Here is an 11,527-nt window from a genome sequence, read left to right on the forward strand (position 1 = left end):
AGACACCTTAAGGAAGCAGTGCTTACCAAACTTTCTTAAAAATCCAGATAAGAAACCTCAGCGACATCGCTGTCCTTTAAAAAATTCTCCAAAACTGTAAGGTTTCCATTGGTGCGAAAAATTGCAGTACCTTTTTTATTCGATTCGTTCAATAAATCGCGCTGTTCCAGTATCGATTTCGTCTGCCGTGCCACTGCTTCCCCAGAATCGATAATCATTACATGGTCGGGAAGCATTTTTTCGAGCATCGGTATTAGATAGGGATAATGCGTACACCCCAATACCAAATAGTCGATTCCTTCGGCCAACATTGGAGCTAGAAACTTTTTTAGAAGCTCATGCATTTCTGGGCTATCTATTTTACCTGCTTCTATCAACTCTACTAAACCACTTCCCTCTCGTTCGATAATTGTTATTCCATTAGCATGATTTTCCGAAGTACTATGAAAAAGACTGCTGGATAATGTTCCCTTTGTGGCCAAAACCCCGACTGTTTTCGATTTCGATTGTAAGGCAGCGGGCTTTATGGCAGGTTCGATACCGATAAAAGGAACATCGTAATTTTCCCTCAGGTAATCGATAGCATTTGTGGTTGCCGTATTACAGGCGACTACAATTAATTTGCAACCTTGGTCCAGTAAAAACTCGGTATTTTTAATACTAAGACGGACAATTTCGTTTTTTGATTTTTCACCATAGGGGGCATTTGCACTATCTGCCAAATAAAGTGTACTCTCTTTGGGCATTAGGGCTTGGATTTCCTTCCAAATCGAAGTTCCCCCAACCCCGGAATCAAAAATACCAATGGGATCTGCTTTCATCTAGTTCAGCGAATTATTCCAATACCTGTGGAATCGGTTTCCCGGTGGTGCCATTCGGAAAAGAAATTCCCAATAACGCCGCTAGTGTCGGTGCAATATCTGGGATTTCCGTACGCTCAACGGTACTTCCCTTTTTTATTCCCTTCCCGTAGAAAAGTAATGGAGAATGCGTATCGTATACCTGAGGGGAACCGTGTGTCGATCCAGTAGTTGCATAGGTAATAATACCAGGTCGCAATACCAAAAGGATATCTCCAGAGCGTTTTAGGTTATATCCGTTCTGCAGTATGTTTGGAATGCCCTCGGTGTATTCGTTCTGCCACATTTGATGGCCAGTATACACCCTATCGATATTATCGTAGGTCAATAGCTCTTTTGCTATGGTCTGTTGTACTTCGGCAACGTCCATATCCAAATTTTGAATAATTTTATGATCTAAGAACAATTGATAATTTGAGCTGTTTCTGATCAAATCGGTAGTGCCGAACTTATAATTTAGAAACTCGTTGAATCGGGTGACCATTGCCGCCCAATCAAAATAACCAGCAGGTATCTTTTGATCTCTTAAATAGGAGGGTACTTCAACGGCTCCGTGATCAGCCGTCAAGAAGACCGTATATTCTTCCTTGCCTACTTTTTTGTCAAGTGCCTTGAACAAACGGGCCAAATCTTCATCCAATCTTAAATAAACATCTTGCACTTCTTTCGAGTTCACACCGAATTTATGTCCGACATAATCGGTACTTGAGAAACTAATGGCCAAGAAATCGGTTATCTCATCGGCCCCAAGTTGTTCCTCTTCCAGAGCTTCAAGAGCAAAATCAGTGGTTAAACTATTACCGTACGGGGTCGCCTTTAATAAATCATACTTTCCGTTCTCGTCCCACAGATTCGGCAGGTCATGAGGAAAGGTGGTCATGGTTTCTCCAACGAAAAGGCCCTCATACGTGTTGTTGTCCAAACCGCTTTCTAGATAGGTGTTGATATCTTTTAAAGGCCTCCAAGGCTTTTTATACTGTTCTACTTTATTGGAAGCATTAAAATCGCTTACCCATTTGGGCAGGGTCGTCATATAAAAGGAACTGGTAACCCATTTACCTTCATCTTCACCGTGAAACCAGTAGGCCGCATTGGCCGTATGCCCACCGGGAATCACAGCGCCACGGTCTTTTACGGCAATAGCTATGGTTTTTCCTCGCATTTGGGTATGCAATCGTAGTTCATCTGTAATTGTAGTAACGTTCATACGATGAGGCGACATTTTACCGGCGTCGGAAACCGTGCCTACCGATGTATAGGTACTATCCGAAGCACAATAGACGGACTGGCCTGACTCCTTATCGTACCAATCGTTTCCAATTATACCATGGGTAGCAGGGGTAGCACCGGTATATACCGAAGCATGTCCGGGACCCGTGCTCGTGGGAGCATAATTGAAGTGGTTATTCTTGCAGTTGAAACCTTCGTTGACCATTCGCTTAAAACCGTCATCACCGTAATGGTTCCAAAAACGGGCCAGATAATCATAGCGCATTTGGTCTACCACTATACCTACAACCAGCTTGGGCGTAGTTTTTAATTCATTATCATCTTGAGTGTCGGATTTTTTCTGTGCAAATGAATTTTCATTGGCGAAAACCATCAAAAATCCAAACAGACAAAGGGGCAAAAATTTTCTAGACATGTCTTTTTTATTGTTGCAACAAAAATATAGAAATAAACCCTTTAAACTTTAATGAAAGGTCAAAAGACATTCATTATTGCTATTTTTACCATCAGAAATCTATCTTTAATACATGAACTACCTTGCTTCGATCGGCGCTTATGCCATTATGGTTCGAGAGGTTTTTAAAAAACCTACAAAATGGCGGATAATGCGGGCGTTGATTCTAAAGGAAATCGATGAACTCATCTACGGTTCGTTGGGTATTCTGATTTTCATTTCTTTTTTTATCGGAGGGGTCGTCGCAATTCAGACCGCACTGAACATTACTAGCGAACTCATTCCGAAATATTTGGTCGGTTTTGCCACTCGACAATCTATTATTTTGGAGTTTGCCCCCACTTTTTGCTCTATTATCATGGCCGGGAAAGTAGGTTCTTATATTACCTCAAGTATTGGTACGATGCGGGTGACCGAACAAATCGATGCCCTTGAGGTGATGGGCGTCAATGCCCTAAATTATTTGGTATTTCCCAAGATTATTGCACTGCTCTTGTACCCGTTCATTATCGCGATTGCGATGTATGTGGGTATCTTTGGAGGGTGGTTTGCAGGGGTTTTTGGTGGTTTTAGCACCAGCGCCGATTTCGTGACGGGCGTGCAACTGGACTTTATCCCTTTTCATATTACTTATGCTTTCATCAAAACGTTGGTGTTCGCCTTTATTCTGGCCACGATTCCTTCTTTTCACGGCTTTTATATGAAAGGTGGGGCACTAGAGGTCGGTAAGGCGAGTACGACCTCTTTTGTTTGGACCAGTGTCGTCATCATTATTATAAACTATGTTCTTACTCAATTAATGCTGGGCTGATGATAGAAGTAAAAGATATTTATAAATCATTTGGTGACGCACATGTTCTTAAGGGTGTTTCGGCAACGTTCGAAAAGGGCAAGACCAATCTTATTATCGGGCAAAGTGGCTCGGGAAAGACCGTGTTTCTAAAATGTCTTTTGGGGCTTTTCACTCCCGAGGAAGGAACAATTGCCTACGATGGTAAAATCTATGATGAGCTTTCAGGGGACGAAAAACGAAATCTACGCCAAGAAATGGGAATGGTATTTCAAGGCAGTGCTCTTTTTGATAGTATGACAGTAGAAGGAAATGTAATGTTTCCGATGGAAATGTTCACTAAACAATCAAGACCGGAAATGCAAGATCGCGTTGATTTTGTGTTGCGACGGGTGAATTTGGTGGATGCCCATCACAAATTTCCTTCTGAGATTTCAGGGGGGATGCAAAAAAGGGTCGCCATCGCTAGGGCCATCGTAATGAACCCGAAATATCTTTTCTGTGACGAACCGAACTCCGGACTGGATCCGAAAACGGCCATCTTGATCGATAATCTCATTCAGGAAATTACCGAAGAATACGATATCACAACGGTCATCAACACGCACGACATGAACTCGGTCATGGAAATCGGAAAGAAAATCGTATTTCTCAAAAACGGATTGAAGGAATGGGAAGGTACTAATAAAGAAATTTTCAAGACCGATAACAAGGCCGTGACCGACTTTGTCTATTCATCGGAACTTTTTAAAAAAGGTTCGCCAGATGTATATAGAGGAAAGGAATTAGAAGCGCGAAGTTTAAAAAATGAAAAATCATCCTGAATTTTTTGGATTTTTTCCTCCTAAGTAATTTCAACATCGGGCTTAAGGAACCCAGCGACTAGTACCCATTCTCGCACACCCATCAAAACCCCGCCGTTTCCCGAAGTTGTACCGTACTGTCGTTCAGTCTAATCTTTAACCAATCAAGTAATTTCTTATTATCGATCTTCTTTTTTTCCGCTTGGATGTCCTTGTTCCATTTTATCTCGAAAATGGAAAGGGTGTCCGTCTTTTTGAAATCCGTACGAACGGCGTGATCGTATTCAATGGATTCCAGATTTTCATAGTTCGCCTTGGCCTCTGCGCTGATACTACTAAACGGAATCTGTTTTCCGGCGTATCGTTTATACCGGTTCAATTCGTTTTCAAGCAATTTGATCTTATCGTCTTTGCCCAATAATACATTTTTTTGAGATTCATAAAGCTCGTTCACATACTTAAGCTGGTCAAGCTCCTCATTGCCGCCTTGGATAATTCTCAATTCGCAATCCTTCAATTTTGAAAATTCGTCCATTTGAGATTCCCAAGATGCGATGACGTTATCCGGAACGGTTTCATTGCCCATAAATACAAGTTCGATGACCGGAAGCTTACCATCGCCATATTCGATATCGGTAAAATCTTCCATAAATCTTCCTGATTCCGAAAACTGATATGGTGCGACTCTTTCGTCAATGAATTCTTGCACTTGTTTTCTGAACACCGATTCTTGAAGCGCATCCCAGAAGGTAATACTAGCGGGAATCATGACCAGAACGGCCAATAAGGATGCAATTCTTCCGATGAGCCTTCGACGTTTCGAATTGGCATAGCGCACCATCGGAAAACGTAAAAGCTTGATGACCAGAAATGTCGCCAAAGCGATAAATATCGTATTGATCGTGAAGAGGTACAGGGCACCCCAAGCGAAGTCGTAATTACCAATGGCGAGTCCGAAACCTACCGTACAAAGTGGTGGCATAAGGGCTGTAGCGATCGCCACTCCAAAAATAACGGAAGCGATTGTCCCCTTTTTTGCGCGTGCGATGACCAGGGCCAGACCACCGAAAAAGGCGATAAGTACATCACGAATGTCGGGAGCTGTACGTGCCAACAATTCTGAAGATTCGTCCTTTAACGGAAAAAGATAAAAAAATAAAAACGCCGTCAAAACACTTAAAACAACCATTACGGTAAAATTTTTCAACGAACGTCGTAGCGTGTCAATATCATTGATCGCCAATGACATGCCCAGACCCAGTATAGGTCCCATCAGCGGAGAAATCAACATCGCACCGATGACGACAGCGGTAGAATTGGCGTTCAAACCAACAGACGCAATAAAAATGGAGCATATCAAAATCCAAGAAGTATGGCCTTTAAATGGAATATCGGCGATGATTGCTTCTTTGGTAGCAGCTTGGTCCGTATTTGGGCGGATGTCCAAAAGTTCCTGCAAAAACTTTTTGGTGCTTACCAGAAGTCCTTTAAAATCTTTCTTTACCTCTTCTTTGGTTTCGATAGGTTCTTCAGACGGGGTAATTTGATCTTGATTTAGATTTTCGCTCATAATTTATGCATATTCGTCTCCGAAGGTATTCTTTACTTTGTTCAAAACCTGTTTGATGTCTTGCTCCTTTGATTTCGGATAGATAAGCAGTACTTCTTCCTTATCTACAATTATATAATCATTAAGGCCATCGACGACCACGATTTTACCTTTTGGGGAACGGATCATGTTGCCCTGCGCATCTTCGCAAATGACCATACTGTTTACCACCGCATTGTTGCTGCCATCTTTATCGAGTTTATCATAGAGCGAACCCCAAGTGCCCAAATCGTTCCAGTCAAAAGTTGCCGGAAGCACAAAAATGAATTTCGAAGGTTCTAAAATGGCATAGTCAATCGAAATGTTTTCGGCTTTTCCATAATTTTCTTGAATAAAGTCCCATTCGGCTTCGGTATTATAGAAAGCCAACCCGGACTCGAAAAGTTCATATTGTTCCGGTTGATAATGTTGAAAAGCGTTCAAAATGGTGTTTACGCTCCATATGAAAATACCGGCGTTCCAGAGGAAATTTCCTTGGCCCAAAAACTCCTTTGCAGTTTCATAATCGGGTTTTTCACGAAATTGATGTACTTTTTTCAGTTCTTCATCGCTTCCTTTTTCAAATTCGATATACCCAAAGCCTGTATTCGGAAAAGTGGGCTGAATGCCCAACGTACAGAGCACTTCTTCAGATTCACATTTTTCGAAACACAGCGTTACATCTCGCGCAAAGGCATCTTCATCTTCGATCCAGTGATCGCTAGGCGCCACGATCATCAACCCATTAGGATTCATCTTTTGAATCTTCAAGGCCGCATACAGAATACAAGGGGCCGTATTACGCATGGCAGGTTCGAGAACCACCTGTGCTTGCTTGACCAAGGGTAGTTGCTCAAGCACCAAAGCATTGTACCGTTCATTGGTCAAAATTAAGATATTCTCTGTGGGCACAAATTTATTGAGTCGCTTGAACGTTTTTTGGATCAAGGTATCACCTGTTCCCAACATGTCGTGAAACTGTTTGGGGTTTTCGGTCGTACTGATCGGCCAAAATCGCGAACCGACCCCACCGGCCATTAAAACGGCATAGTAATTCTTATTTTTCATTTAAAATGTCAATCTCAGCAGCGCGAAGGAATCTGCCTATCGCCATTGCTATGTTTTTATAACTTCTACCTCGGCATTGGGTTGAAAGAGATAAACTTTACCTGAATTCACCTCAACGCACTCATACCGTTTTACCCTTTTATTGCCTTTTTTATACAACTTTCCGTTGTATAGTCTAAAAATACTACCATGAGGTACTTCAAAAACGTATGATTTATAGGGATGTTGTTCATCGAAACGTTTCAAAGCCAATGATAAAACCGCATCAGTATCACTACTCGCTTTCGGGTTCTTGAAATGACGTGCCAAATGGGGCAACAAGCCCGATGGAAATACTTCTGGCCGTATAAAGGGAAGCATCAAATACTGAAATGTCTTCTTCCATTCAAGTCCGTGTGGCTTGATGCGCCGACCGTATTTCTCAAAAGTGACCAAATGCGCAATTTCGTGTATCAAGGTAATCAAAAATCGATATTTATTCAGGGTCGCATTAATCGTAATTTGGTGTAGGCCGTTGGGCATTTTTCTGTAATCGCCGTGTCGGGTAACACGTTGGTTTACGATTTTCAAATGGACACTAGTCTCTTTTATCAGTTGGAAACAAGGTTCGACCGCCCGTTCAGGCAAATATTTTTGAAGGGTGCTATCCATTATTACAAAAATAGGGATTAAACGATTCTATAATTGAAGGAAATCTGTAATTTGTATTTGGTAATGCTTTAAAAAGATTCATTCGAACAAATAAAGGAAAATGGTACTGGTCGAGTTTTTAAAAAAAGCAGGGGTAACAATGACCGAAGAATTACAAGCATTTCTTCTTCGTTCACTGAAGCTTGTTAAATATGAAAAGGGTGATTTTTTCTGTGAACAAGGTCATGTTTGCCAACAGTTGGGATTTCTGGTTGAAGGTCAAGCGGCCCTGCGCTATTTAACCGATGACAATGAATTTACCAGATGGGTGGGACTTCAATTTACCTTTGTGACCGCATTCGATAGTTTTATCAACGAGGTGCCGAACCAATATTCCATCTCTTTTTTATCGGATTCAACCATGGAAGTTTTTTCCAAAACAGAATTTGACAGGCTATCGAATGATTTCCCTGAGATGCGCAAATTCATTTACAAGGCGCTGGCCCATGAAGTTGTCAAATATCAACATCTTACCGATTTGTTGATTACCACAAAAGGGAAAGAACGCTATCTGAAATTTCAAGAGCGCTACCCACAAATGGTAAATGAAGTACCTCAAAAATATATTGCAAGTATTTTGGGTATGAATCCTCGTCATCTCAGTAGAATTCGAAGGCAACTAGTCAAAGGTTCGAAATAGACAAATGTCCTTGTAGCCACCTTTTTTAATTGCCAAATTTGCTTAAGTAATTGATTCTATGGCGTTTCGTCAGGCTCATAAAAATTGTGACATGAAAAAGAAGAGATTCATATCGATTTTTATCCAGGGGGTTTTCACAGTATCAATTTTGATTCTATTATCCTGCGAATCAACCCAAGTAAAGCTAGATCCACCTACAGGCGATTGCGAGTATAGCTTTCTCAATGAACCTATTAGTTTTTGCGGATTTGATTTAGACAAAGTTCCGTATTGTATTGATTGTCCGGATGAGGAGGGAAAATTAGGTACCTATAATATTTTAATCGATCAGCCCGATGATGCTTATGCCGAATCCGTGCCATTGCGCCCGACCGTTTTAGCGGTGCACGGCTATGCTCCGAATTCGGCCGACCCAAAGGATCCATATGCGGGCCTATTCTTACCCTCAATGCGTAATAATTTTTGCCAATATGGATATTCCGTCGCCACTTTGGAATATCGACAGGATATTAAAGGGTTTTCAAATCCTGTATGCGATATTTCAACAGTAGAAGTCATCAAGACCCATTATAGGGCAATACAAGATTTAAGGAAAGCAATTAATGTTTTATATCAGAATCCTGTCGAATATGGCATCGACATAGATAATCTGTTCTTATTAGGAAACAGTCAAGGGGCCATGACCATTCTAAACGGTATGCTCGCTACCGACGAAATAGAATGGCTCGAAACTTTTCCCGTTGAGTATCAAAATATTAAAGAGGACTTGGGACCTTGGGAACCTCGTCGCCCGATAAAAGGCATTATTGCCATTGCTGGACCATTGTACAGCCTAGACCTCCTTGATTCTGGGGATGACATTCCCCTCTTTTTGGGTCATGGGGTGTGCGATTCTACTGTACCTTACAAAACAGGAACCTATTTTGGATGCAACACCGATATTACGGTACATGGCGCGTATGAAATCGCCTGTAGGGCAAATCAATTGAACAAACCGTATAGCCTTCATAGCGTCAATGGGCTTGGCCATGATTGGACAGATGAAAAAAATAATGAAATAGTAATTCGCATCCGAAAATGGATCAAAGACCAAATAGTGTGCGATACGCCCCACTCGGAAGAATTTACAACAGAAGCCAACGAAATGCAATGTGTTTCAACAAGTACCAGCGTTCAGGATTGTCAATAAGTTTGAGTATTTCGTTGTATTGATCTTGGAGGATTAATTGCAAAATACGGATCCGTCGACCATAGCCCGAATTTTACACGAATCCATTACCTTAACAAAATTAAATCTAAGGGATTATCGGATTCGTAGAATTGTGTAACTTGTTTATTGAAAGGAAACGAGGCTAATGATCAAAATTCTTCGAACCAGTTCAGACAACGAACACTTTCAGAATCTGGTCGCCCAGCTCGACACAGATTTGGCCCACCGAGATGGTGAGGACCATTCCTTTTATAATCAATTCAATAGCATCGCCCGCATTAAATACGCCCTCGTCATTTATAAACATGATTTGCCCGTAGGCTGTGGTGCCATCAAAGAATTGGAACCGGACAGTATGGAAGTCAAACGGATGTACGTTTCGCCCGAACATCGTGGAAAAGGCTTGGCCACCCAACTATTAACAGGCCTTGAAACTTGGGCCAAAGAACTATCTTATAAAAAATGCGTGTTGGAAACGGGCAAACGACAACCCGAGGCCATCGCCCTTTATAAAAAGAACGGGTACAAAGTTATACCCAACTACGGACAATATATTGGAATCGAAAATAGCGTCTGCTTTGAAAAGGTGCTATCTTAGTGAGATAATCACTTTTCCTAATGAAAAAATCGATTCTTGTTTTATTCTCTATTATCCTTTTTGGTTGTAGCCCCGCAATTTTCAAGAAAAAATGGACCGAAGAAACTGCGCCCGAAAGTTATACTACCCGCTTTGAAACCAACAAAGGAAATTTTGATATCAAGGTCACCCGCAGTCTTTCGCCGAAAGCCGCAGATCGGTTTTACCAATTGGTCAAGCATAGCTATTTTGATGACGTGTTATTTTATCGGGTGAATCCGGGGTTTGTTGCCCAATTCGGCGCCAGTGATTCCCTTAAAAGACAAGCCTGGGACAACGTCAACGTGCCCGATGAAAAAACGGTTCAAAGTAATGTGAGAGGCACATTGAGCTTTGCCCGAGGCGAAAAGGATACGCGAACCACGGACCTTTTCATCAATTTAGGCGACAACAGCCGCTTGGATACAATTTACTACCAAGAAGTTACCGGATTTCCAGCTTTTGGGGAGGTGATACAAGGGATGTCGGTTGTAGATTCTTTATATTCAGGATATTCGGATACCGTAATGCAAGATTTTGGCCTGATGACTCAAGATCGCCCCAAATTTCTGATGAAATATCCCAAACTGGATAAAATCGAAAAAGCGTATCTTTTAGGGCAGTAATCTTAGAAACTGTTTTGAAATATGAAAGTGACACAATTTCTCCTATTATTCCTGATTTTATACACAATTCCATTAACTCTCGAAGCGCAGGATACGTTTAATTTATGGGAAAACGAGGCCAAGCCCTTTTATAAGGAAAATAACCTCAAGGAAATCGAAAAAGAGGCATGGGGCACCAAATGTGTTTTAAATATAACCGAGCCTACTTTGACCGTTTACAAGGCCGAAGGTAAAAATTCGGGAAAGGCTGTGGTCGTAGTACCTGGTGGTGGCTACGAAGTCGTTGCCATGTACCATGAAGGGCATGAAGTCGCCAAGGCATTATCAAAAAAAGGTATTACCGCTACGGTCTTAAAGTATAGAACTCCCCTTACGGAATCGTCTGACAAACCTGAATCGGTTCCTTTAAGCGATTTGAGAAGGGCTTTGAAAATGCTCCATCAAAAAGCGAAGGATTATAACCTCGATGTCAATAAAATCGGCGTCATGGGCTTTTCGGCCGGGAGTCATTTAGCAACCGTATCCGGTCTTTGGAAGAGTGAGGATTCGGAAGAAAATCCTGCCTTCACCGCACTCATCTACGGCGTGACCAATCTCACGGAGGGAAACCAAAATTGGCTGGAAAACAATCTATACCATAGAAGGATGACCGAAGATGAAGTCGCAAAAAACACACTTCTCAATTTGATTTCAAAAGATACCCCTCCGGCATTTCTCGTGCATTCGTACGAAGATGAAATGTGCGACGTTACCGAGACGACGTTATACGCTCAAAAACTACATGAATACGGGGTCTTGAACGAGGTGCATCTTTTTAGAAAAGGAGGTCATGGTTTCGGCGTCGGCAATTCGGCGGATGGCACCGACCTTTGGGTACCCTTGTTTGCGAATTGGTTGCAATCCAATGATTTTTAAGTAAATTCAGCCTAGAAATCCGCTCGCTGTATGAAGT

The 11,527-nt window shown here is 41.8% G+C and carries 11 protein-coding genes and 1 pseudogene; 7 read left to right on the forward strand and 5 right to left on the reverse strand.

Annotated elements, in window-relative coordinates:
* Positions 1-35: 35 nt before the first annotated feature.
* Complete coding sequence (murI, locus tag N8A86_RS04250; RefSeq protein WP_273567932.1) at positions 36-821, reverse strand: glutamate racemase; 786 nt, start codon at positions 819-821, stop codon at positions 36-38.
* 13 nt (positions 822-834) lie between these two features.
* Positions 835-2,505 (reverse strand): alkaline phosphatase PafA, encoded by a 1,671-nt coding sequence (pafA, locus tag N8A86_RS04255; RefSeq protein ID WP_273567933.1) that lies wholly within the window; start codon positions 2,503-2,505, stop codon positions 835-837.
* A gap of 112 nt (positions 2,506-2,617) precedes the next feature.
* Between pafA and N8A86_RS04260 the strand changes: the two genes are divergently transcribed.
* Positions 2,618-3,355 (forward strand): MlaE family ABC transporter permease, encoded by a 738-nt coding sequence (locus N8A86_RS04260; protein ID WP_273567934.1) that lies wholly within the window; start codon positions 2,618-2,620, stop codon positions 3,353-3,355.
* Positions 3,355-4,123 (forward strand): annotated as a pseudogene (locus N8A86_RS04265) (ABC transporter ATP-binding protein). Before N8A86_RS04260 ends, N8A86_RS04265 begins: the two are co-directional and overlap by 1 nt.
* Positions 4,124-4,240: 117 nt before the next feature.
* Here N8A86_RS04265 and N8A86_RS04270 read toward each other — a convergent pair.
* Genes N8A86_RS04270 through N8A86_RS04280 form a run of 3 tightly spaced genes read right to left on the reverse strand, consistent with a single transcriptional unit; the run spans position 4,241 to position 7,444 of the window.
* Complete coding sequence (locus N8A86_RS04270) at positions 4,241-5,707, reverse strand: DUF389 domain-containing protein (protein ID WP_273567935.1); 1,467 nt, start codon at positions 5,705-5,707, stop codon at positions 4,241-4,243.
* 3 nt (positions 5,708-5,710) lie between these two features.
* Positions 5,711-6,793, reverse strand: a complete 1,083-nt coding sequence (locus N8A86_RS04275) for a mannose-1-phosphate guanylyltransferase (RefSeq protein WP_273567936.1) — start codon at positions 6,791-6,793, stop codon at positions 5,711-5,713.
* Between the two features lie 48 nt (positions 6,794-6,841).
* Positions 6,842-7,444: a SprT-like domain-containing protein gene (locus N8A86_RS04280; protein WP_273567937.1), complete on the reverse strand. Its 603-nt coding sequence runs from the start codon at positions 7,442-7,444 to the stop codon at positions 6,842-6,844.
* A gap of 100 nt (positions 7,445-7,544) precedes the next feature.
* Between N8A86_RS04280 and N8A86_RS04285 the strand changes: the two genes are divergently transcribed.
* The 5 genes from N8A86_RS04285 to N8A86_RS04305 all read left to right on the forward strand — a co-directional run bounded on the left by N8A86_RS04285 (position 7,545) and on the right by N8A86_RS04305 (position 11,490).
* On the forward strand, positions 7,545-8,123 hold the full coding sequence (locus N8A86_RS04285) for a Crp/Fnr family transcriptional regulator (protein WP_273567938.1): 579 nt from the start codon (positions 7,545-7,547) through the stop codon (positions 8,121-8,123).
* 91 nt (positions 8,124-8,214) lie between these two features.
* Positions 8,215-9,312, forward strand: coding sequence for an alpha/beta hydrolase family protein (locus N8A86_RS04290; RefSeq protein ID WP_273567939.1), 1,098 nt, complete (start codon positions 8,215-8,217; stop codon positions 9,310-9,312).
* A 166-nt stretch (positions 9,313-9,478) separates the two neighbouring features.
* Complete coding sequence (locus tag N8A86_RS04295; RefSeq protein WP_273567940.1) at positions 9,479-9,931, forward strand: GNAT family N-acetyltransferase; 453 nt, start codon at positions 9,479-9,481, stop codon at positions 9,929-9,931.
* A 20-nt stretch (positions 9,932-9,951) separates the two neighbouring features.
* The gene (locus N8A86_RS04300; RefSeq protein ID WP_273567941.1) at positions 9,952-10,575 is read left to right on the forward strand and encodes a peptidylprolyl isomerase; all 624 of its coding nucleotides are present in this window, start codon (positions 9,952-9,954) and stop codon (positions 10,573-10,575) included.
* A 21-nt stretch (positions 10,576-10,596) separates the two neighbouring features.
* On the forward strand, positions 10,597-11,490 hold the full coding sequence (locus tag N8A86_RS04305; protein ID WP_273567942.1) for an alpha/beta hydrolase: 894 nt from the start codon (positions 10,597-10,599) through the stop codon (positions 11,488-11,490).
* Positions 11,491-11,527 lie beyond the last annotated feature (37 nt).

The sequence above is a fragment of the Maribacter halichondriae genome (assembly GCF_027474825.1).
Lineage (GTDB): Bacteria > Bacteroidota > Bacteroidia > Flavobacteriales > Flavobacteriaceae > Meishania > Meishania halichondriae.

Bases quoted from the DNA above. Each gene is read 5' to 3' on its own strand.
- murI (WP_273567932.1), bottom strand. From the start codon at position 821: ATGAAAGCAGATCCCATTGGTATTTTTGATTCCGGGGTTGGGGGAACT.
- pafA (WP_273567933.1), bottom strand. From the start codon at position 2,505: ATGTCTAGAAAATTTTTGCCCCTTTGTCTGTTTGGATTTTTGATGGTT.
- N8A86_RS04260 (WP_273567934.1), top strand. From the start codon at position 2,618: ATGAACTACCTTGCTTCGATCGGCGCTTATGCCATTATGGTTCGAGAG.
- N8A86_RS04270 (WP_273567935.1), bottom strand. From the start codon at position 5,707: ATGAGCGAAAATCTAAATCAAGATCAAATTACCCCGTCTGAAGAACCT.
- N8A86_RS04275 (WP_273567936.1), bottom strand. From the start codon at position 6,793: ATGAAAAATAAGAATTACTATGCCGTTTTAATGGCCGGTGGGGTCGGT.
- N8A86_RS04280 (WP_273567937.1), bottom strand. From the start codon at position 7,444: ATGGATAGCACCCTTCAAAAATATTTGCCTGAACGGGCGGTCGAACCT.
- N8A86_RS04285 (WP_273567938.1), top strand. From the start codon at position 7,545: ATGGTACTGGTCGAGTTTTTAAAAAAAGCAGGGGTAACAATGACCGAA.
- N8A86_RS04290 (WP_273567939.1), top strand. From the start codon at position 8,215: ATGAAAAAGAAGAGATTCATATCGATTTTTATCCAGGGGGTTTTCACA.
- N8A86_RS04295 (WP_273567940.1), top strand. From the start codon at position 9,479: ATGATCAAAATTCTTCGAACCAGTTCAGACAACGAACACTTTCAGAAT.
- N8A86_RS04300 (WP_273567941.1), top strand. From the start codon at position 9,952: ATGAAAAAATCGATTCTTGTTTTATTCTCTATTATCCTTTTTGGTTGT.
- N8A86_RS04305 (WP_273567942.1), top strand. From the start codon at position 10,597: ATGAAAGTGACACAATTTCTCCTATTATTCCTGATTTTATACACAATT.